This is a genomic window from Burkholderia sp. MS455, assembly GCF_016899445.1.
Lineage (GTDB): Bacteria > Pseudomonadota > Gammaproteobacteria > Burkholderiales > Burkholderiaceae > Burkholderia > Burkholderia pyrrocinia_C.
Genome location: NZ_CP041778.1, coordinates 668535 through 689260, shown reverse-complemented (window position 1 = coordinate 689260; position 20726 = coordinate 668535). Strand labels below are relative to the sequence as shown.

General features: G+C 68.2%; 17 protein-coding genes and 1 riboswitch. Of the genes, 3 read left to right on the top strand and 14 right to left on the bottom strand.

What is annotated here, in order from left to right; genetic code table 11:
* The first annotated feature begins 210 nt into the window (after window positions 1-210).
* A complete protein-coding gene (locus FPJ27_RS07590; protein ID WP_204422519.1) occupies window positions 211-924 on the top strand; it encodes a riboflavin synthase subunit alpha in 714 nt (237 codons plus the stop codon).
* Window positions 925-1005: 81 nt separating this feature from the next.
* On the opposite strand, the gene FPJ27_RS07585 is transcribed toward FPJ27_RS07590, so the two are convergent.
* The 11 genes from FPJ27_RS07585 to FPJ27_RS07535 all read right to left on the bottom strand — a co-directional run bounded on the left by FPJ27_RS07585 (window position 1006) and on the right by FPJ27_RS07535 (window position 16779).
* Window positions 1006-2247 (bottom strand): voltage-gated chloride channel family protein, encoded by a 1242-nt coding sequence (locus FPJ27_RS07585; protein ID WP_204422518.1) that lies wholly within the window; start codon window positions 2245-2247, stop codon window positions 1006-1008.
* A 79-nt stretch (window positions 2248-2326) separates the two neighbouring features.
* A riboswitch (Fluoride riboswitch) is annotated at window positions 2327-2429 on the bottom strand.
* Window positions 2430-2511: 82 nt separating this feature from the next.
* Window positions 2512-3531 (bottom strand): chemotaxis response regulator protein-glutamate methylesterase, encoded by a 1020-nt coding sequence (locus tag FPJ27_RS07580; protein ID WP_204422517.1) that lies wholly within the window; start codon window positions 3529-3531, stop codon window positions 2512-2514.
* Window positions 3528-5822 carry a hybrid sensor histidine kinase/response regulator gene (locus tag FPJ27_RS07575; RefSeq protein ID WP_204422516.1) on the bottom strand — a complete coding sequence of 765 codons (2295 nt, stop codon included), beginning with the start codon at window positions 5820-5822 and terminating at the stop codon, window positions 3528-3530. The genes FPJ27_RS07580 and FPJ27_RS07575 overlap by 4 nt, the downstream gene beginning before the upstream one ends.
* Window positions 5819-6526 (bottom strand): chemotaxis protein CheW, encoded by a 708-nt coding sequence (locus FPJ27_RS07570; RefSeq protein ID WP_034185127.1) that lies wholly within the window; start codon window positions 6524-6526, stop codon window positions 5819-5821. The genes FPJ27_RS07575 and FPJ27_RS07570 overlap by 4 nt, the downstream gene beginning before the upstream one ends.
* A 46-nt stretch (window positions 6527-6572) precedes the next feature.
* Window positions 6573-7943 carry a CheR family methyltransferase gene (locus tag FPJ27_RS07565; RefSeq protein WP_204422515.1) on the bottom strand — a complete coding sequence of 457 codons (1371 nt, stop codon included), beginning with the start codon at window positions 7941-7943 and terminating at the stop codon, window positions 6573-6575.
* Window positions 7940-8452, bottom strand: coding sequence for a chemotaxis protein CheW (locus FPJ27_RS07560; protein ID WP_072439293.1), 513 nt, complete (start codon window positions 8450-8452; stop codon window positions 7940-7942). The genes FPJ27_RS07565 and FPJ27_RS07560 overlap by 4 nt, the downstream gene beginning before the upstream one ends.
* The gene (locus FPJ27_RS07555; RefSeq protein ID WP_204422514.1) at window positions 8449-10125 is read right to left on the bottom strand and encodes a methyl-accepting chemotaxis protein; all 1677 of its coding nucleotides are present in this window, start codon (window positions 10123-10125) and stop codon (window positions 8449-8451) included. Before FPJ27_RS07555 ends, FPJ27_RS07560 begins: the two co-directional genes overlap by 4 nt.
* A gap of 126 nt (window positions 10126-10251) precedes the next feature.
* Window positions 10252-11385, bottom strand: coding sequence for a hybrid sensor histidine kinase/response regulator (locus FPJ27_RS07550; protein WP_204422513.1), 1134 nt, complete (start codon window positions 11383-11385; stop codon window positions 10252-10254).
* A gap of 477 nt (window positions 11386-11862) precedes the next feature.
* Window positions 11863-13446 carry a Na+/H+ antiporter gene (locus tag FPJ27_RS07545; RefSeq protein WP_204422512.1) on the bottom strand — a complete coding sequence of 528 codons (1584 nt, stop codon included), beginning with the start codon at window positions 13444-13446 and terminating at the stop codon, window positions 11863-11865.
* A gap of 229 nt (window positions 13447-13675) precedes the next feature.
* Complete coding sequence (locus tag FPJ27_RS07540) at window positions 13676-15109, bottom strand: aldehyde dehydrogenase family protein (protein ID WP_175958610.1); 1434 nt, start codon at window positions 15107-15109, stop codon at window positions 13676-13678.
* 29 nt (window positions 15110-15138) lie between these two features.
* A complete protein-coding gene (locus FPJ27_RS07535) occupies window positions 15139-16779 on the bottom strand; it encodes an acetolactate synthase large subunit (protein WP_204422511.1) in 1641 nt (546 codons plus the stop codon).
* Between the two features lie 349 nt (window positions 16780-17128).
* Here FPJ27_RS07535 and FPJ27_RS07530 point away from each other — a divergent pair, with 349 nt between their 5' ends.
* Window positions 17129-17446: a type II toxin-antitoxin system RelE/ParE family toxin gene (locus FPJ27_RS07530; RefSeq protein WP_096474909.1), complete on the top strand. Its 318-nt coding sequence runs from the start codon at window positions 17129-17131 to the stop codon at window positions 17444-17446.
* 3 nt (window positions 17447-17449) lie between these two features.
* Window positions 17450-17749, top strand: coding sequence for an addiction module antidote protein (locus FPJ27_RS07525; RefSeq protein ID WP_204422510.1), 300 nt, complete (start codon window positions 17450-17452; stop codon window positions 17747-17749).
* A 48-nt stretch (window positions 17750-17797) separates the two neighbouring features.
* Here the strand turns inward: FPJ27_RS07525 and FPJ27_RS07520 are convergent, their stop codons facing one another.
* From FPJ27_RS07520 to andAb, 3 genes are all read right to left on the bottom strand, one after another.
* Window positions 17798-19084 carry a DUF445 domain-containing protein gene (locus FPJ27_RS07520; RefSeq protein ID WP_072439283.1) on the bottom strand — a complete coding sequence of 429 codons (1287 nt, stop codon included), beginning with the start codon at window positions 19082-19084 and terminating at the stop codon, window positions 17798-17800.
* Between the two features lie 91 nt (window positions 19085-19175).
* Entirely contained in the window at window positions 19176-20396 is a 1221-nt protein-coding gene (andAa, locus tag FPJ27_RS07515) for an anthranilate 1,2-dioxygenase system ferredoxin--NAD(+) reductase (protein ID WP_204422509.1), read from the bottom strand.
* Complete coding sequence (gene andAb / locus FPJ27_RS07510; protein ID WP_034185113.1) at window positions 20386-20712, bottom strand: anthranilate 1,2-dioxygenase ferredoxin subunit AndAb; 327 nt, start codon at window positions 20710-20712, stop codon at window positions 20386-20388. Before andAb ends, andAa begins: the two co-directional genes overlap by 11 nt.
* Between the last annotated feature and the right edge of the window lie 14 nt (window positions 20713-20726).

Genomic DNA, 20726 nt, shown 5'->3' with positions numbered 1-20726 from the left:
AGCGTGTCGCGATACGGCCCGGCGGCGGGATGATCACCGCCGGCCCGTGTTGACCCGACCGGAAGCGGATCGAGGCCGTGCCACGTGCACGGCCTTTTTTGCATCGCGTCCGCGAATATCGCCGGCCGGCCCTGAGCCGCGCGCCGCCGCGTCGCTTTTTCCGGGATCACTTATCATGTTGACCAGGAAATTTGCGACGAGGGATCGATCATGTTTACAGGAATTGTCCAGGGCGTTGGCGTCATCAAGGCCATCAAGGATCACGGAGAGCTGAGAACCTTCAGCATCGAATTCCCCGAGCGGTTTACCGACGACATCGAGATCGGCGCCAGCGTCTCCGTCGACGGCGTGTGCCTGACGGTGACGACCATCCATTCGCCGGAGCTGATCGACTTCGACGTGATGTTGCCGAGCCTGAAGATCACCACGCTGGCCGACCTGGCGACCGGCGCGCGGATCAACGTGGAGCGGGCCGCGAAGGACGGCGCGGAAATCGGCGGGCATCCGCTGTCCGGCCATGTCGATTTCCCGGGGACCATCCTGCACATCGCGTCGTCCGAGCACAACCGGATGATTCGCATCGGCGTGCCTGCCGAATTCAAACGATATGTTTTCGCGAAGGGCTATATCGCGATCAACGGCTGCAGCCTCACGGTTTCGGACGTCAATCGAGACGAAGGCTGGTTTGAAATCTGGCTGATTCCGGAAACGCGACGCGCGACGACCTTCGATGCGAAGGGCGTCAACGACAAGGTCAACATCGAGATCGAGCGCAGCACCCAGGTCGTCGTCGATACGATCCGCGAATCGGTCAAGGAAACGCTCGGCGAATTGACCGGCATCGTCACGACGCTGCTGGCGGAAAAAGGCGTCGATATCGAGGAGTTGCTGGCCCGCAATGTCGCGAAGCTGCCGAAGAAGTAACGTAATCCAGCGTGCCAGGTGATCCGCAGGATCACCGAGTACCGGCTTTCGTCGGTGAACACCTCGATCCACGGTTCCGCCTCACTCCGCCTCGGCCTGCGCCCCCTTCCCCACCGCCACGCGCTGCGCGCGATAAATCCCCGCGTGCCCCGAAAACAGATACGCGACGACGCACGCGACGATCGCATACACGCCGATATCCGCGCCGAACAGTTCGATCGCCATGATCGTCGACGCGATCGGCGTGTTGGCCGCACCCGCGAACACCGCGACGAAGCCGAGCCCCGCGAGCACGGGCACCGGCAGCGCCAGCACCTGGCCGAGCGCGTTGCCGAGCGTCGCGCCGATGTAGAACAGCGGCGTCACCTCGCCGCCCTTGAACCCCGACGCCAGCGTGGCGACGGTAAACGCGAACTTGCCCGCGAAATCGTAGAGCGGCAGCGGCCCGTGAAACGCGGCCTCGATCGTCGGAATGCCGAGGCCGAGATACTGCGGCACGTTCAGCACGGTGGCCGCCGCCGCGACCAGCAAGCCGCCGAGCACCGGCTGCAGCGGCGCATAGCGGACAACGCGCCGGAACCACGCGGTCAGCGCATGCGTCGCAAACGCGAACAGCCGCCCGACGACGCCGAACGCGATGCCCGCGACGACCGTCACGGCCAGCCCCGTCGCCGACACGGCCGGCACGAACGGAATCGCATAGGCCGTGTGATGCACGCCCCACGCACGGCACACGACGTCCGCGACGATCGCCGACGCGACGCAGGTCAGCAGCGCGTCGTACCGCACGCGCCCGATCGCGAGCACCTCGAGCCCGAACACGGCGCCCGCGAGCGGCGTGCCGAACACCGACGCGAAACCGGCCGCGATGCCGCCCATCAGCAGCACGCGGCGATGCTCGCGGTCGAGGCGGAACATGTGCGTGACGCGATCGGCGAGCGCGCCGCCCATCTGCACGGCCGTGCCCTCGCGGCCGGCCGAGCCGCCGAACAGGTGAGTAACGACGGTCGCGACGAGCACCAGCGGCGCCATCCGCTTCGGCACGAGCGCCTTCGGGTCGTGAATCTCGTCGATCAGCAGGTTGTTGCCGCGCGCGACGGACTGGCCGAAACGATGATAGATCCACCCGGTCGCGAAACCGGCGGCCGGCAGCCCCCACAGCAGCCACGGATGCGCGACGCGCGTGCCGGTCGCCCAATCGAGCGCGATCAGGAACAGCGCGGAAGCCGTGCCGGCCAGCGCGCCGAGCAGGGCCGAAAGCGCAAGCCAGCGGCACACGTAGCGCACGGTCGCGAAAAGATCGGCAGAAGTCGTGAAAAACATGATTTCCAGATTCGACAGAACATCAAAACCTGGGCGGCAGAATACCGCATGGACGGCCTGCGACCTCCTGACAACCCAGGAACACGCAGGCATCATCAGCCGGGCAAACCGGCGGTTGAGGGCCGCGCCGCGCGCAACGCGCCGCAACGACCGCAGGGAGGCATGCCATCTCCGCAGGCCGCAATTGTACGCGACGCCGCGCATCGCACGCAATGCAGCGCCAGCGCACCGGGCCAAAACGGTGTCGCGCCCCCCGGCGCGCCGTCAGTCGCGCGGCGCGCGCGCGATGCGCGAGATCAGTTGCGGCGCGATCCGCTCGAGCGGCAGGATCGCCGATGCCGCGCCGATCGCCGCGGCCGCCTTCGGCATTCCGTAGACGGCGCTGGTCGCCTCGTCCTGCGCGATCGTGTAGCAGCCTTTCGCGCGCATCGCCTTCAGGCCGAGCGCGCCATCGCGCCCCATGCCCGTCAGCAGCACGCCGAGCGCCTCTCCCTGCCAGCCGTCGGCAACGCTGTTGAAGAACACGTCGATCGACGGCCGGTACGGCGTCTCCACCGGATGCCGCGTATAGCCGAGCACCCCGCGCGGCGACAGGGTCAGGTGATCGTCGGTCGCCGCGAGCAGCACCTCGCCCGCCTGCGGCACGCTGCCCTGCCGCGCGACGCGCACGGGCAGCCGCGTATAGCCGTCGAGCCATTCCGCCATCCCGAGCGCGAACGCCTGGTCGACGTGCTGGACGATCACGATCGCAGCCGGGAAATCGGCCGGCAGCGCGCGCAGCAGCGCGGTGAGCGCGGTCGGCCCGCCCGCCGACGCGCCGATCGCGACGAGCGTCGGCTGGCCGCGCGCGGGCGTCGGCCCCGGCGGCACGAGCGCCGCGGTGCGGCTTTCGAGCAGCCGGCCGATCTGGTCGATCTTCCCGAGCAGCGCCTGCGGCGATGCGTCGGTCGACAGCCCCAGCGCAAGCGTCGGCGTGTCGACCGCGTCGAGCGCGCCCGCGCCCATCGCCTCGTAGACCGACGACGTGTTCGCGCTGACGCTGACCGTCACGATCAGGATCGCGCACGGCGCGCGCGCCATGATCTGCCGCGTCGCCGCCACGCCGTCGACCTTCGGCATCACGAGATCCATCAGCACGAGATCGGGCGGATGGGCGATGCAGAAATCCACGGCCTCGTCGCCGTCGGTCGCCACCCACAGCACGCGGTGGTCCGGCCGCAGCGCGAGCACGCGGCGCAGCGCCTCCACGGCCAGCGGAAGGTCGTTGACGATGCCGATGTTCATCCGCGCGCGCCCCCGATCAGGTCGTGCACGGCATCGAGCAGCGCCTCGTCGTGGAAGCTGCTCTTCGCGAGGTAGTAGTCGGCGCCGGCATCGAGCCCGCGGCGGCGATCCTCGTCGCGATCCTTGTACGACACGATCATCACCGGCACGCGCTTGAGCATCGGATCGCCCTTGATCAGCGTGACGAGCTCGATGCCGTCCATGCGCGGCATGTCGACATCCGTGACGACGAGATCGAATGCATCGCTGCGCACCGCGTTCCAGCCGTCCATCCCGTCGACCGCAACGGTCACGTCGTAGCCGCGCTTTTCCAGCAGCTTGCGTTCGAGCTCGCGCACCGTCAGCGAATCGTCGACGACGAGCACGCGGCGGCGCCGGTCGACGAGCGCGAACTGCGGGCCGCGCTTGAGCCGCGCGAGCTGCCCGCCGCGCACGAGCTTGTCGACCGAGCGGATCAGGTCCTCGACGTCGACGATCAGCACGGGGTCGCCGTTCTCGAGCAGCGCGCCGGCCGCGATGTTCTGGATCTTGTGCAGGCGGCTGTCGAGCGGCTGCACGACGAGCATCCGTTCGCCGAGGAAACGGTCGACGGCGACGCCGTACAGCTCGGGCTCGCCACCGACGACCACGACCGCCGTGCTCCCGCGCGCCCCGTCGGGTTCGCCCGCATCGAGCAACTGGTGCGCGGCGACGAGGCCCGCGCGCCGGCCGTCGAACGGGAAATGCGGCTGCCCTTCGAGCACGTCGATGTCGTCGTGCGCGAGTTCGAGCGTGCGGCGCACGTGCGCAAGCGGGAATGCATACGGTTCGCCGCCGACTTCGACGAGCAGGCTGCGGATCACCGACAGCGTGAGCGGCAACTGCAGCACGAAGCGCATGCCCGCGCCCGGCTCGTTGAAGATCCGCACCGCGCCGCGCACGCCGCGCACCATCTCCTGCACCGCGTCGAGGCCGACGCCGCGACCCGATACGTCGGTCACCGCATCGCGCATCGAGAAGCCCGGCAGCAGCAGGAATTCGAGCAGTTCGGGATCGGACAGCCGCGCGGCCGTCTCGTCGTCGGTCAGGCGCTGGCGCACGACGGCCGCGCGCAGCGCGTCCATGTCGACGCCCGGCCCGTCGTCGATCACGCTGACGAGCAGCGAGCCGGCGCTGTGGCGCGCCTCCAGCGTCACGCTCGCCTCGGCCGGCTTGCCGCGCGCGAGCCGCGCGTCGGGCGACTCGACGCCATGGTCGATCGCGTTGCGCAGCAGGTGGCCGAGCGGCGCGTCGAGCAGGTCGAGGATGTCGCGGTCGACCTGCGTGCCCTCGCCGACGATCGAGAAGCGCACCTGCTTGCCGAGCGAGCGCGCGAGATCGCGGACGATGCGCGGATACGCGCGCGTCGCATCGCCGAACGGCCGCATCCGGCATTGCAGCGCCTCGTCGTAGAGCTGCTCGGCGATATGCGTGCTGCGCCGCTCGAAGCGGTCGAATTCGTCCATGCGCTCGGCGAGCGAACGCTGCAGGTCATTGAGCATGTGCCGCACTTCGTTCATCGACGCGAGCATGCCCGAGTCGAGATCGTCGGCGAACTGTTCGTACATCAGATCGAGCGAACGGGCGGCGTCGCGCTGCGCACGCTTCACGCGCAGCATCGATTCGGCGAACGGCTTGAGCCAGCGCGATTCGACCAGCGATTCGCCGGACAGGCTCAGCAGCCGGTTCAGCGTATCGGCGCGCACGCGGCGCATCGCGCCGGCGCCGGCCACGCGGCCGGCCTGGACCGGATCGGGCACCGTGCCCGACACCGCGAGCGGCGGCACCGTGGCGCCGGCCCCGACGGACTCGTTCGCGGCGCCGTCGTGCTCGCGATACGGCACGGCCGACGGCGGCACGACGGCCGCCTGTATCGTCTGCGCGGCATCGACGCCCGTCAGCGCCGCCGCGAACACGTCGATCTCGGTCGGCGACACGGGCGGCCCCTGCGGATCGCCGACGCGCACCAGCAGGTCGACGCCGGCGAGCAGCACGTCGACGTGCGTGGCCGTCAGCGCGATCGTGCCGGCCTGCGCGGCGACGAAGCATTCTTCCATCCGCCCCGCGATGTCGACGCCGAGCGGCACGCCGACGATGCGCGCGGCGCCCTTCAGCGAATGCGCGGCACGCATGCACGCCTCGAGCGCGACGGAATCGGGTTCGCCCGATTCGAGCGCGAGCAGCCGCTCGGACAGCGCCTGGGTCTGCGTACGCGTCTCCTCGCGATACAGCTCGAGGAGCGACAGGTGGCTCAGGTCGTCGTCGCCGCTCATCGCATGCTCCGTGTCACGGCGTCGAACAGGCGATCGTCGTCGAGCAGGCCCACCGACTTGCCGCGCCACGACAGCACGCCGCGCGACAGGCCGGCGCTCGCGCGCCCGACCGTTGCCGGCACGGGCACCCAGTCGGATGCGCCGAAGCGCAGCACGCCTTCGACTTCGTCCACCGGAAACACGACCGGTTCGCCCTGGTGCGCGGCCACCAGCAGCCGCGTGAAACGGCCGTCGCCACCGCCGTTGCCGCCCTTGCCTGCGTCGAGGCCGAGCAGCGCGCCGATCGAGATCGCGATGCGCAGCGTGCCGCGGATGTTGACCACGCCGCGCACGGCCGAATTGCGGCGATGCGGCAGCGAATGGATCGGGCGCGTGCCGGCGATCTCGCGCAGCACGCCGATCGGCAGCGCGAGCCATTCGTCGGCCACGCGAAACGCCAGCGCCGCGTGGCGCGTATCGCCGTCGTCGTCTCGCACGCTCGTCGCGCGGAACGCGCTCATCCGGCGTGTCGCGTCGGCCATCTCGGCGTCGCCGAGCGGACGCTCGAGCAGCTTCGCCGCGTGATACGCGTAGACCGGGCAGTTCAGGCAGCGCTGGCAGTCGGCCAGCCGCTCGCACGAGCGGTCGCCGTGCGTGCCGATCCGGTTCCAGCAATCGTCGACGTCGATCGTCGTGTCGTCAGTGGCAGCGGCGTCGCGGTTCATGGATTCCTCTGGTCATCGCGGTGTCGGTCCCGATCGCGTATTCGTGTCAGCCGGCCGAGCGCCGTGCGCGCTCGAGCAGCCATTGCGCGCCCGCGCGATCGCCGCCGACGTCGAGCAGCGTCGCGAGATGGGTCAGCGCCTCGTGGTGCGTGGGCCGCAGGTACAGCGCCTTCCGGTAGAAGTCGCCGGCTTCCGCCGCGCGCCCGCGCGCATCCGCGATCAGCCCGTTCAGGTAGAACGCGTCGGCATGCGGCCCGACGCGCGCCGAGAACTGCGCGAGCACGCGTTCGGCCTCGTCGAACGCGCCGGCGTTCGCGAGCGCCTGCGCCTCCTCGAGCGTCGGCGCGACGCCGTCGGCGACCGGCGCGGCCGCTTCGACCGTCGCCACCCGCCGGTCGGCCCGTGCATCGAGCGCGACCGTGCGCACGGCGGGCGCCGGCGCCGCGAACGGCTGCAGCCTGCCGCCGAGCCAGGCCGGCGGCGCGACGGCCAGCACCGGGCGCGTCGCCACGAGCGGCGCAACGGTAAAGCGCTCCGTGCGCCGGACCGCCGCCACCGCGGACAGCGGCGCCGCACCGGCAGACTCGCGATGAAATGCGAACGCCAGCGGCACGCGCGCCGAGCGCATCCCGTGCCGCATCGCGACGCCCGTTTCGGCCGGCCCGACGAACAGCATGCCGTCGTCGGCGAGACACGCGTCGAGCGAACGGATCACGCGATCCTGCGCGTCGCGGTCGAAGTAGATCAGCACGTTGCGGCAGAACACGAAATCGTAGCGAAAGCCCGTATCGGCGATCGGTTCCACGAGGTTCGCGTGACGGAACTGCACACACGCGCGCACGCGCTCGTCGAGCAACCAGCCGTCGGCGGCCGGCGTGAAGTAGCGCGCGCGAAATTCCGTCGCGGTGCCGCGAAACGCGTTGCGCCCGTAACAGCCGAGCCGCGCCTGCTCGATCGCGCGCGCGCTGAGGTCGATCGCGTCGATCGTGAAGCTGGCCGGTCCGAGCCCCGCGTCGAGCAGCGCCATCGCCGCCGAATACGGCTCCTCGCCCGTCGAGCACGGCGCGCTCAGCACGCGGATCACGCGCCCGGGCGTCGCGGCGCGCCGTTCGGCCGCGAGCCGCGCAAGCGTCGCGAAGGCCTCGCGGTCGCGGAAGAACCACGTCTCGGGCACGACGAACAGCTCGATCAGCGCACGCCGCTCGTCGGCCGACGCGTTGAGCTGCTGCCAGTACGCATCGAGCGCGTCCTGCGTCACGGGCGGCCGCGCCGCCGACGGCAGGCGCTCGCCGTCCGCCTGCAACGCGTGCACGCGCTCCGTCAGCGCACGGATCAGAAAATCGTTGCCGAGCGAATCGGGGTCGATGCCGGTCTCGCGCAGCAGCCAGCCGCGAAATCGCGATTCGGACTCTTTCATGCGGACTCCTTCCCGTGGCCCGGCAGGCCGTCGAACAGATACAGGCGCGCAACGTCGTCGATCAGGTCGGCTACCGACACCTGCTGCACGACGCCGTCGGGTGTGTTCGCGACGAGCCCGAGCCAGCGCGTACGCGCGGTCGAGATGCCGCTCGCGCGGAACGCCGCGCGATCGATCCGCATCGTCTGCGTCGCGCGCTCGACGATCAGGCCGATCACGCGCTCGCCGTCCGCGTGGCCCGCGCGATAGCGCACCATCACGAGCCGCGTCGAGCGCAGCGCATGCGCACGCCGCCCGAGCGCGAGCATCGGCACGTCGATCACCGGCACCGGCTGGCCGCCGCGCATCAGCAGCCCGGCGATCCATTCCGGTGCGCCGGGCACGGCATTCGTGATCGCGAGCGGCAGCACCTCTTCGATGCCGGCCGCGTCGAGCGCATAGCGCTCGCCATCGAGCTCGAACATCAGGAACAGCGCGTGTGCGCCGCTCTGCAGGTCGGCGCGCGTCACGCGTCGACCTTGAAGCGCGACACGCTGGTGCGCAACTGGTTCGCGACGAGCGTCAGGTCGTCGATCGCCTGCGACGACTGGCGCAGCGACTCGGCGGTCTGCTGCGCGGCTTCCGACAGCTGCGACAGCGCCTGCGTGATCTGCTCGGCGCCGTTCGCCTGCGTCTGCATCCCTTCGTTGACCATCTGGAAGCGCGGCGCGAGCGTCTGCACCTCGGCAATGATCTGCGACAGCTGCCCGCCGACCTGCTGCACGTCGAGCATCCCGCGACGCACTTCCTCGGAGAACTTGTCCATCCCCATCACGCCCGCCGACACGGCCGACTGGATTTCCTTCACCGTCTGCTCGATGTCGTAGGTCGCGACGGCCGTCTGGTCGGCGAGGCGGCGGATCTCGGTCGCGACGACCGCGAAGCCGCGGCCGTATTCGCCGGCCTTCTCGGCCTCGATCGCCGCGTTCAGCGACAGCAGGTTGGTCTGGTCGGCCACCTTGGTGATCGTCGCGACCACCTGGTTGATGTTCAGCGCCTTCTCGTTGAGGATCGCGAGCTTCGCGTTCACCGAACCGGCCGCGTCCATCACGCTGCGCATCGTCTCGCCCATCCGCGTGAGCCCGCTCTGGCTCACGCCCGCGAGCGTCGCCGACTGCTCGGCCACGCCGGCCACCTCGTTCATCGTGCGCAGCAGGTCGCGCGACGTCGCGAAGATTTCGCGCGAGGTCGCGCCGATCTCGGTCGTCGTCGCCGCGGTTTCGTTCGCGGTCGCCTGCTGCTCGCGCGACGTCGCCGCGATCTCGGCAACCGACGTCGTCACCTGCAGCGACGACTGCTGCGCGCGCGAGACGAGCTCGGTCAGCTCGTCGGCCATCCGGTTGAAGCCCGTCTCGAGCGTGCCGAATTCGTCGCGGCGGCGCAGGTCGAGGCGGCGCGTCAGGTTGCCGGTGCGCATCACGTCGTGCACCTCGACGAGCCGCGCCATCGGCACGGTGACCGAACGGTACAGCACGTAGCCGAGCCCGAGCGCGGACAGCAGCATGATCGCCAGCGCGGTCGCGAGCACGACCTCGGTATCCTGCACGGATTCGCGGATCAGCTTCGCGGACTGGTCGGCGAACTTGCGGTTCTCCTGTACCAGCGTATTCGCATTGCGCACGACCTCGCCCCACACGGGCTGCAACTTCGCGTACGCGGCAACGGCCTCGTCGCGCGACATGCGGTGTTTCTGCACGGCTTCGTTCAGCAGCGGCAGGTAGCGGTCGTAGGAGCCGCGAAACGTCGCGAAGCGCTGACGGTCGTCGTCGCGGAACGTCGTGTTCTGGTATTCGACCGACAGCGACTCGACTTCCTTCTGCGCGTCGGAAATTTTCGCGAGATCGCGCTGCACGGCTTCGGGATCGGTGTCGACGAACGTTGCCTGCTGCAGCAGCATGAACGATTCGTTCACCGCGCCGCGCAGCGACGACGCGAGGTAGACGCCGGGCAGCGAGTCGCGCTCGATGCTGACGGCTTCGCTGTTGATCGCGCGCAGGCGCTCGTACGACACGCCGGCTGTCACCAGCATCAGCACGAACAGCACGCCGAAGCTGAGCAGGATGCGATTGCCGAGCGTCAGCCGGGCAGCGCCGATCGTCGGATGCAGGCTTTCATTGGTCGCGCGGGGCGTCACGGTGGCCATGTTCGTTATGGGCTTTCTAAAATCAGCGTTGAAAAAATCCACGCCCGCCTGCGCGCCGGACGGCGCGCCACGAGCGCCTCGTGGTCGGAGGCGGACGACGCGGCACCGGCGGGCCGCGCCGCGAAATCACCGCTCCGCTTGCGCCGGCAGTCGAAGCGCGACCATGAAGCCGCGCGCCGTATTGCGCATCAAAATCTGGCCGCGATGCCGCGCCGCCGTCGCACGGACGAACGCGAGCCCGAGGCCGAAGCCGCTGCGCGCCGCGCCATGCGCGGATTCGAGCTGCACGAACGACTCGGTCGCGGCCGTGCGCTGCCCCGGTGCGATGCCGGCGCCGGTATCCTCGACGCCGATCAGCCAGGCGCCGTCCTCGCCGCTCAGCGTGCAGTGCACGTCCGTGCCGGCCGGGCCGTACTTCAGCCCGTTGTCGATCAGGTTCGCGACGGCGCGCGTGAGCATCATGCGGTCGCCCATCGTCACGCACTCGGTATCGGGCACGTGCGCGACGACCCGGCTGCCGCACCCGGCCGCCTTCTCCCAAAGCTGGTCGACGGCATCGAGCACGATCTCGTTGAGACTCACGACCTCGTGCGCGCGGCGCTCGGACTGTGCGCGGGTCAGGTGGATGAAACCGTCGGCGAGCGCGAGCGCGCGCCGCGCATGGCCGGCGATGCGCTCCATGATCGCCGGCATGTCGCCGTGTTCGGTCCGGTAGACGTCGAGCAGCGCGAGGATCGACGTCTGCGGCGAACGCATGTCGTGCGACAGGAAATCGAGCGCCTCGTCGCGCTGCCGCGACATCAGATACGAATTCGAGTGATAGCGGATGCGCGCGGTCAGTTCCATCGCGTCGGGGAGCTTCACCAGATAGTCGTTCGCGCCGGCGATGAACGCCTCGCGCTTGACGATCGGCTCCTCCTTCGCGGACAGCACGATGATCGGCACCCGTGCGGTGCCGGCGTCCGCGCGCCACGCGCGAACGAGATCGAGGCCGTCGATCTCCGGCATCACGAGATCCTGCAGGATGACGGTCGGCTTCACGTCTCGCGCGACCGACAGCGCCCGGTGCGCGTCAGTGCACACGTGCAGGTCGATGTCGTGTTCGCTGCGCAGCGCGCGGCGGATCACCTCGCCGACGAACGGTTGATCGTCGACCAGAAGGACCGAAAGCCCCGATTCAAGACAATCCGGGGCATTATCACTGCTCGATTCTTTCATAAATACAGTTTCAAACGCCGAATCTCCAATCGATTCATTCATAGGAGTTGTTTATCCGACTTGGACACTATCTTATATTGGCGGTTGATAAACCCGCCTGATTCTGCCGATTTGGCCTGTCGGCACTGCCTTGCGGGGCTTCGGGCATCGATTTTTCCCCGTCGACGACCGCATTACCTCCGCATTCTTTCTCTCAATAAACATAACCGGCTGATTCTAAATGAAATTAGAACACAGCATCTATCTCCTTCCGGTTTAGTTTTGCCAAATATGCGGAAAGAGCCGCAATCAGATAAATCTGATCATTTCCGGATTCGAAAGACGATAACGTTTGCGAGCCCGGAGAAGCGAGGTTTGCATGCGCTGCAAGGCTCGATCGCGGCACGTATTGGGGCCTGATGCAAATGCATCGAATTGGCTTGAGGAAGGGAGAAAAAAAGCGGCGCGCCGGGCGGGGATCATCCCGTACGCGCATCGGGCCGGCAGGGAGCCGGCCCGCGTGATGGCGGTGCGGCCCGCCTACCCGCGCGCGTGCTGCGCGGACACTTCCTGCAGGTCGAGATCGCGTTCGAGCATGTGCAGCATCTCGTCGTGGATGCGGCCCGAACGATGCAGGCGCAACAGTTCCGCGCGCCCGGCCTTGATCGCGGCCAGCACCACGTCGTAGTGCGCGGTGCGCACTTCCGCCGGATACGCGGGTTCGTTCTTCGTCCGCTCGGTCAGTTCCGCGCGATACGTGTATTGCTCGAGCAGGCGCGGATGGATCACCGCGCCGTTCTCGTCGCGTACGAGCGGCTGGATCGCCGCGAGTTGCGCGGCCTCGACGTACGCCCACGTCTGCGGCTCGGTCAGGTGATGCGCGGCGCGCTCTTCGCGTTGCGGCAGGCGCAGCAGCCGGATCAGCGGCCCGATCGTCGTACCCTGCAGCAGCACGGTGACGAGGATCACCGCGAACGACGCGACCAGGATCACGTCGCGGCCGGGCATCGCCTCGGGCAGCGACAGCGCGATCGCCAGCGTGACGACACCGCGCATCCCGGCCCAGCTCATGATCGTCGCGGCCTTCCAGTCGGGCGCGTCGCCGCGCCGCGCGATGCCGCGCACCGGCCACTTCAGCGCCTCGACCGCGTAGATCCACACGAAGCGCGACACGATCACCACCGCCAGTACCGCGAGCACGGGCGGCACCATCGTGGCGAGCACCTGCTCGAAGCCGCCGAGCCGGTGCATCGCGCCGCGCAGCGACAGCCCGATCAGCACGAACACCATCGCCTCGAGCAGGAACACGATGACCTGCCAGAACGCGGTGCCGCGCGTGCGCACCGCCGCCGAGAACACCTCGTGCTGATGCCAGCCGATGATCATGCCGGCCGTGACGGTCGCGATCACGCCCGATACCTCGACCATTTCGCCCGCGATGTACGCGATCCAGCCGGCGATCACCGCGACGGTGATCGCGAGATAGTCGTCGTCGAGCAGCTTCAGGAACCACACGACGAGCCTGCCGACCACGAAGCCGACCACCACGCCGCCGAGCCCGAGCTCCGCGAAGCGCACGACCGCGTGCTCGAGGCTGAACGCGCCGGTCAGCGCGGCAGCGACCGCAAAGCGGAACAGCACGAGGCCGGCCGCGTCGTTCAGCAGGCTCTCGCCTTCGAGCAGCACCATCAGCCGGCGCGGCAGCGCGACACGTTCGAGCACGGCCTTCGCGGCGACCGCGTCGGGCGGCGACACGATCGCGCCGAGCGCGAAGCAGGCAGCCCACGGCAGCGCCGGCGCGACCCAGTGCACGGCAAAGCCGACCGCGAACGTCGTGAACACGACCGCGCCGATCGCGAGCAGCAGGATGCCGCCGACGTTGCGCTTGAACTCCTCCCACACGGAGAAGTACGCGCCGTCCATCAGCAGCGGCGGCAGGAACACCAGCAGCACCAGTTCGGGATCGAGGTTGATCGGCGGCAGGCCGGGGATGAACGCGATGCCGATGCCGCCGATCAGCAGCGCGGCCGCGGGCGGCAGCCGCAGCCGCTTGGCGATGCATTCGAGCGCGACGATCGCCAGGAATGACAACAGAACCAGCTTGAATGCCGAGACGGGAGACATGAATCGACCTCGTGAAGAATGAATTCGCGCTTTCCGGCGTCGTACCCCGGTCGGCAGTTTGGCGCGATTACATCACGATGCGATGCCCGCAGTCGAGCGTGTTCGGGAGGCCCGCCACGCGGCACGGGCCCGACGCGGCCCGGTACGCGTGCCGCGATGAAAAACGGCACGCGGGCCGGCACGATCGCCCGCCCGCGTGCCGTCGCGGCACCGCGCTGCCCGCCCCGCGTTACCGGCGCCGCACGACCATCAGCCGCGGCTCGGTCATGTCTTCGATCGCGTAGCGGATCCCTTCGCGGCCAAGGCCCGAATCCTTCACGCCGCCGTACGGCATGTTGTCGACGCGGAACGACGGCACGTCGTTGATCACGACACCGCCGACCTCCAGCTCGTCCCACGCGCGCTGCGCATGCGTGAGCGAATCGGTGAACACGCCGGCCTGCAGCCCGAAATCGCTGTCGTTCACGCGCGCGAGCGCGTCGTCGAACCGGTCGAATTTCTCGAGGATCGCGACGGGGCCGAACGCCTCCTTGCGGTACAGGTCCTGCTCGTGCCCGACGTTTTCCAGCAGCGTCGCCTCGAACATCGCGCCGTCGACCTTGCCGCCCGCGACGATCTTCGCGCCCGCCGCGACGGCCGCGTCCATCCAGCCCGACAGCCGGCGCGATTCGGATTCGGAAATCATCGGGCCGACGAACGTCGACGGATCCTTCGGATCGCCCATCTTCAGCGAACGCGTCTTCGCGATCAGCTTCTCGCGCAGCGCATCGTAAAGATCGGCATGCACGAGGATCCGCTGCACGCCGATGCAGCTCTGGCCCGACTGGTAGTACGCGCCGAACGCGAGACGCTCGACCACGTAGTCGAGCCGGTCGCGCTGGTCCGCATCGACGATCGCGGCCGCGTTGCCGCCGAGTTCCAGCACGACTTTCTTCTTGCCGGCTTTCTCCTTCAGCGCCCAGCCGACGGCCGGCGAGCCCGTGAACGACAGCAGCTTGAAGCGCTCGTCGGTCGTGAACAGATCGGCGCCGTCGCGATGCGCGGGCAGCACCGAGAACGCGCCCTTCGGCAGGTCGGTTTCCGCGAGCACCTCGCCGATGATCAGCGCGCCGATCGGCGTGCGGCTCGCGGGCTTCAGCACGAACGGACAGCCGGCCGCGAGCGCGGGCGCGACCTTGTGCGCGGCGAGGTTCAGCGGGAAGTTGAACGGCGAGATGAACGAGCACGGGCCGACCGGCACGCGCTTCGTGTAGCCCGTATAGCCCTGCGCACGCGCGGAGATCTCGAGGTTGATGATCTCGCCGTCGATACGCACCGATTCCTCGGACGCGACGCGGAACGTGTCGATCAGCCGCGTCACCTCGCCCTTCGAATCGTTGATCGGCTTGCCGGCCTCGATGCACAGCGCTTCGGCCAGCTCGTCGAAGCGCTCGCGAAAGCGCGCGACGCAATGGTCAAGCACGGCCTGCCGCTTGAAGGCCGGCAGCTCGCGCATCGGCTTCGCGGCGTCGACCGCCGCGCCGATCGCCGCATCGATCGCCTTCGCGTCGGCCAGCGCGACGCGCGTCGCGACCTCGCCGCTGAACTTGTCCGTCACTTCCAGATCGGTGTTCGCGTAGACAGCCTCGTTGGCGAGGTAGTACGGATAGGTTTCCTTCAACATGGAACGACTCCTTCCTGTGAACGGGGAATTCAGAGTTGCGCCGACAGCCGCTTGATCTCGCGGTTCAGCACGCGCTCGTTGTCCGAGTAGTCGATCGGCACGTCGATCACGTGCACGCCCGGCGACGAAAAGCACTCGCGCAGCAGCGGTTCGAGATCGTCGGCCGATTCGACGCGATGCCCGTGCGCGCCGTAGCTTTGCGCATACGATACGAAATCGGGGTTCTGCAGTGTCATCGCGAAATCGGGGAAATTCATGTTCTCCTGCTTCCAGCGGATCATCCCGAATGCGTCGTCGCGCAGGATCATCACGACGATGTCGAGCTTCAGCCGCACGGCCGTTTCGAGCTCCTGCGAATTCATCATGAAGCCGCCGTCGCCGCACACGGCGATCACCTTGCGCTGCGGATGCACGATCTTCGTCGCAATCGCCGACGGCAGGCCCGCGCCCATCGATGCGAGCGCGTTGTCGAGCAACAGCGAGTTCGGTTCGTGCGCACGCCAGTAGCGCGCGAACCAGATCTTGTACATCCCGTTGTCGAGACAGACGATCCCGTCGGCCGGCAGCGCGCTGTACAGGTCGTTGACGATGCGCACCGGGTACATCGGGAAGCGCGGGTCGTGCTGGCCCTTCTGCAGGTGCGCGTCGAAATGCTCCTTGATCATCGCGAAGCGCACGAAATCCCAGTGCGGCTGCGGCGTGAGCGCCTCCTTCATCTGCCATACCGCGTTCGCGATGTCGCCCACCACCTCGATCTGCGGAAAATAGACCGGATCGACCTGCGCGCCGAGGAAGTTCACGTGGATGACCGTCTTGTCGTCCGCGTGCATGAAGAACGGCGGCTTCTCGATCACGTCGTGGCCGACGTTGATGATGCAGTCCGCATGCTCGATCGCGCGGTGCACGAAGTCGCCGTCGGACAGCGTCGCGTTGCCGAGCCACAGCGGATGCGTCTCGTCGATCACGCCCTTGCCCATCTGCGTCGTGAAGAACGGGATGCCCGTCTTGTCGACGAATTCGAGCAGCATCTTGCAGCTGGTCTTGCGGTTGCCGCCCGCGCCGATCATCAGCAGCGGATGGCGCGCGGACTGGATCGCGTCGACCGCGTGCGCGACCGCTTTCTCCTCGGCCACGGGCCGCCGGCTGTAGCTCGCGGGAATCGGCTTGCCGTCCCCTTCTTCGTGCGCGATGTCCTCCGGCAATTCGAGGTGGGTCGCGCCGGGCCGCTCTTCCTCCGCGCGCCGGAACGCCTCGCGCACGGCCGACGGGATGTGGCCGATCGACACGATCTGCCGCGTGAGCTTCGTGAGCGGCTGCATCATGTCGACCACGTCGACGATCTGGAAGTGGCCCTGCTTGCTGGATTTGATCGGCTTCTGCCCGGTGATCATCAGCATCGGCATCCCGCCGAGCTGCGCATACGCGGCGGCCGTCACGAAGTTCGTGGCGCCGGGCCCGAGCGTCGCGAGACACACGCCGGTGCGGCCCGTCAGGCGGCCGTAGGTGGCGGCCATGAACCCGGCCGCCTGTTCGTGCCGGGTCAACACGAGCTTGATTTTCGACCGCCGCAGCGATTCGAGCAGATCGAGGTTTTCCTCGCCGGGAATGCCGAATACGTACTCGACGCCTTCGGCTTCCAGCGCCTTCACGAACAGATCCGATGCTTTCATGGGGACTCTCGGTTGATGCCGCCTGCCCGGCCTACGGACACGCGGCGTACATGACGCGCGCCGGCCTACGGCACGCGGACGCTTTACCTACTGGACACAAGCCACGGCACTGCCCGCCGCGCAACGAGCGATGCGCGGCGGCGCCTCCGGATACCGGAGGACGAACGGACCCGCCCGCGCGCGGCGGGCGCGCACGGGCGGAAAAGACGTTTTTGATTGTAGACGGATTCGGAAGATTTCGACTTCGGCCGAATGGCCATTCGGCGCGCAAACGGAGCAGGGGGCCCTAATGTAGCGACTACGGAATAGCCCGATACACCTGTGAACCATGGTTGACATACTGCAATCAATGCCCTACAGTGCGCCTACGTTCAGCATCCGGACCACCGACGTCTTCGACGCATGGTTTGCCGGCCTGCAGGATCGCGTCGCGAAGCGCCGCATCCAGGCACGCATCGACCGCCTGTCGATGGGCAATCCGGGCGACTGGAAATCCGCCGGCTCGCCGGTCGTCGAAATGCGTATCGACCATGGCCCCGGCTATCGCGTCTACTACGTCCGGCGCGGAACGATCTGGGTCATCCTGCTCTGCGGCGGCGATAAATCGACGCAACAGGCCGACATACGCGCCGCGCACGCGATGCTCGCGCATCTCGACATGGAGTGATCGATGAACAAGATCAGCACCCGCCCGTGGGATTCGGCCGACCATCTGCAAACCGAAGACGACATGGCCGACTACTTCGAAGCCTGCCTGCAAGAGGCCGGCGACGATCCGGCCTTCATCGCGCACGCGCTCGGCGTGATCGCACGCGCACGCGGCATGTCGCAGGTCGCGCGCGATGCGGGCCTGTCGCGCGAAGGGCTGTACAAGGCGCTGTCGCACGACGGCAATCCGAGCTTCGGCACGATCCTGAAGGTCATCAAGGCACTCGGCCTGCAACTGCACGGCTCGAAAGCGCACGCGTGACGCGCGGGCGCGCGCCATCGCGCCCTGTCCGCGATGCCCGTCGCCGCGTCAGTGCAGCCACCCGGCCGCCCAGCGCGGCACCAGCGACACCAGATACAACCCGAGCCCGATCAACCCGCCGACCAGCGTGCCGTTGATGCGAATGTACTGCAGATCCTTGCCGATGTTCAGCTCGATCTGCCGAGACATCTCGCGCGCATCCCAGTTGCGCACCGTGTCGCGAATGTGACGCATCAGGAAATCGGCGAAATCCGGCGCCATCTCGTGCACGGCCTTCTCGATATGCTCGTTCAGCGACGCGCGCAGTGCCGGGCTCTCGGCGAGCCGTGCGCCGAGCCAGCCGCCGAGCGTCGCGGCCTGCCGGTGCAGCGTCGAATCGGGGTGTGCGAGATCGGCCTTCAGCCATGCGCGCAACTGGTCCCACAAGTCGCGCGCATACTCGTTGAACGCATCGCCGTCGCGGATATAGCGCTTGATCTCCTCGCCCTTTTCGATGAACGCGGGATCGTGCTTCAGCCGCTCGGTCAGCCGCGCGACCGTCCGGTCGAAGCGCTGCCGCAACTCGTGCTCGGGGTCCGCCGCCACGCCTTCGAGCACGCGGCTCACCGCGCTCGCGAGCATCCGCGCGCCGTTTTCGCCGAACCACTGCGTCGGCATGATCTTCTCGACCTTCGGGTACTGCGTCTTCAGCCATTCGACGATGAAGCCCGCGATCACCTCGCGGTTCTCCTCCTTGTCGAGCACGTCGACGACCTGTTCGATCGCATCGTCGAGCAGCGCCTGGTGGCGGCCGTCCTTCGTCAGCGTATCGAGGATCACGCCGGCCGATTGCGACAGGTCGACCCGGTCGATCACCGCGCGAAACGCGTCGTGGACGAACGACTGGATCCGCGCGTCGTCGGTCATGTCGAGTGCGAAGCTCATCAGTTTCGTCACATAACCGCCGAGCGCGTCGGTGTTCGCGGGCTCGCCGAGCCACGCGCCGAGTTTCTGCGCGGGATCGTGCTGGCGGATCTGCGCGGCAAGCGCATCGGGGCCGAGGAACTTCTCGCGCACGAACACCGCGAGGTTGTCGGCGATCTTGTCCTTGTTCTTCGGGATGATCTCGGTGTGGCGCGACACGAACGGGATCGGCACGCGGCGGAACAGCGCGACGACCGCAAACCAGTCGGCGAGCGCGCCGACCATCGCAGCCTCGGCCACGGCCTTGACGCCGTCCACCCACGGGCCGCGCGGCAGCAGGATCGTCGTGACGAACACCGCAACCGCGGCCAGCAGCAGCCACAGCGCGCGGCGCTTGCTTCGTTTCAGTTCGAGGGCTTTGTCTGGCGGCATGGAGGACGGGCGGATCGGCGATGCCGCTAATATCCCCGATTTCGCGTCAACCGACAAACGCGCGGGCCGAGCCGGCCCGCGCGCCCAGCCGTTACAGGAACGTCTTCAGGTTCACCGCCGGATCGGCGAGTTTCACCGGATCGGGCACCGCCCCCGCCGCGATCAGCCGGCGCGATGCGCCGATGTCGCGCCCCAGGTTCGCCGCGGCCACCGCGACGATCCTGCCATCGTCGCCCAGCCCGAACACCGTGAACGGCCCGCTCGCCGGATCGCCGCGCATGACGGTCGTGCGTTCGCTGCCGAACAGCCCGAGCATCTGCAGATTGCAGTCGTACTGATCGGACCATAACCACGGCAGCTCGGCATAGGTCTCGTCGGCACCGAGCAGGTTCGCGGCCGCGACGGCCGGCTGGTTTTCGGCGACCTGCCACGATTCGATCCGCACGTGACGCCCGAGCAGCGGATTGAAGTGCATCGTCACCTCGCCCGTCGCGAAAATCGCGGGATCGGCGGTGCGGCAGCCCGCGTCGACGCGTATCCCGTTGTCGACGTCGAGCCCGGCCGCCTGTGCGAGCTCGACATTGGGCACCACGCCGATGCCGACCACGACGATATCGGCCTGCACGTCGCCGCGATCGGTCTCGACGATCGCACCGCCGGACGGCGCACGACGAATCGCACGCGGCAGCGTCGCCATCTGAAACACCACGCCGCGCGCGTCGTGCAACTGACGCGCATACGCACCGACGACTTCCGGCAACGCACGCTGCAGCAATCGGGGAGCCGGATCGATCACCGTCACGTCGCACCCGAGCTGGCGCGCCGCGGCCGCGACCTCAAGGCCGATGAACCCGCCGCCGAGCACCGCGACGCGGCAGCCCGGCGCAAGCTTCGCGCGCAACGCACGCGCATCGTCAACGGTGCGGACGTAATGCGGCGCGACGCCTGCGTCGATCGCGCCGCCGAACGTGCGCACCCGCGAACCCGTCGCGAGCACGAGCCGCGCGTACGGCAGCGTCGTGCCGTCATCGAGCCGCACGCGCTGCGCGTCGCGCTCGATCGCATCGACGCGCGTGCCGAGCCGCAGCTCGATACGCTGCGTGTCGTACCACGCAGCATCGCGCACGAACGCGCGCTGCTCGCCGCCGTCGCTCATCAGCGCATCCTTCGACAGCGCGGGCCGGTCGTACGGCAGCTCGCGCTCCGCGCCGATCATCACGATGCGCGCGGCGGCATCGCGTTCGCGCAGCGCTTCGGCCGTGCGCCGGGCCGCGTGGCCCGCGCCGACGATCACGAACGGATCAGCCGACATTGACTTCCACCTGCCCGTCGACGATCCGGAGCGGATAGGTCCGCACCGGCTCCGTGATCGGCGCGCATTTCGGCGCACCGGTGCGGATGTCGATCAGCCCCTGGTGCAGCGGGCATTCGACGCAACCGTCCTCCACATAACCTTCGGACAGCCGCGCATGGCCGTGCGTGCAGAGGTCGTGCATCGCGAACAGTTCGTCGCCGATCCGGAACACGGCGATCGGCTTCTGGCCGGCGACACGTGCTGCCGGTTCGTCTTCGGAGAATTCGTCGAAAGCGCCGAGCGGATGCCACTCGGCGAGCGTTGCTTCGGTCATGTCGGTTCCTTGCT

Excerpts from the sequence above, each read along its gene's own strand:
- FPJ27_RS07590 (WP_204422519.1), top strand. The coding sequence starts at position 211 with ATGTTTACAGGAATTGTCCAGGGCGTTGGCGTCATCAAGGCCATCAAG.
- FPJ27_RS07585 (WP_204422518.1), bottom strand. The coding sequence starts at position 2,247 with ATGTTTTTCACGACTTCTGCCGATCTTTTCGCGACCGTGCGCTACGTG.
- FPJ27_RS07580 (WP_204422517.1), bottom strand. The coding sequence starts at position 3,531 with ATGAACATCGGCATCGTCAACGACCTTCCGCTGGCCGTGGAGGCGCTG.
- FPJ27_RS07575 (WP_204422516.1), bottom strand. The coding sequence starts at position 5,822 with ATGAGCGGCGACGACGACCTGAGCCACCTGTCGCTCCTCGAGCTGTAT.
- FPJ27_RS07570 (WP_034185127.1), bottom strand. The coding sequence starts at position 6,526 with ATGAACCGCGACGCCGCTGCCACTGACGACACGACGATCGACGTCGAC.
- FPJ27_RS07565 (WP_204422515.1), bottom strand. The coding sequence starts at position 7,943 with ATGAAAGAGTCCGAATCGCGATTTCGCGGCTGGCTGCTGCGCGAGACC.
- FPJ27_RS07555 (WP_204422514.1), bottom strand. The coding sequence starts at position 10,125 with ATGGCCACCGTGACGCCCCGCGCGACCAATGAAAGCCTGCATCCGACG.
- FPJ27_RS07550 (WP_204422513.1), bottom strand. The coding sequence starts at position 11,385 with ATGAATGAATCGATTGGAGATTCGGCGTTTGAAACTGTATTTATGAAA.
- FPJ27_RS07545 (WP_204422512.1), bottom strand. The coding sequence starts at position 13,446 with ATGTCTCCCGTCTCGGCATTCAAGCTGGTTCTGTTGTCATTCCTGGCG.
- FPJ27_RS07540 (WP_175958610.1), bottom strand. The coding sequence starts at position 15,109 with ATGTTGAAGGAAACCTATCCGTACTACCTCGCCAACGAGGCTGTCTAC.
- FPJ27_RS07535 (WP_204422511.1), bottom strand. The coding sequence starts at position 16,779 with ATGAAAGCATCGGATCTGTTCGTGAAGGCGCTGGAAGCCGAAGGCGTC.
- FPJ27_RS07530 (WP_096474909.1), top strand. The coding sequence starts at position 17,129 with ATGCCCTACAGTGCGCCTACGTTCAGCATCCGGACCACCGACGTCTTC.
- FPJ27_RS07525 (WP_204422510.1), top strand. The coding sequence starts at position 17,450 with ATGAACAAGATCAGCACCCGCCCGTGGGATTCGGCCGACCATCTGCAA.
- FPJ27_RS07520 (WP_072439283.1), bottom strand. The coding sequence starts at position 19,084 with ATGCCGCCAGACAAAGCCCTCGAACTGAAACGAAGCAAGCGCCGCGCG.
- andAa (WP_204422509.1), bottom strand. The coding sequence starts at position 20,396 with ATGTCGGCTGATCCGTTCGTGATCGTCGGCGCGGGCCACGCGGCCCGG.
- andAb (WP_034185113.1), bottom strand. The coding sequence starts at position 20,712 with ATGACCGAAGCAACGCTCGCCGAGTGGCATCCGCTCGGCGCTTTCGAC.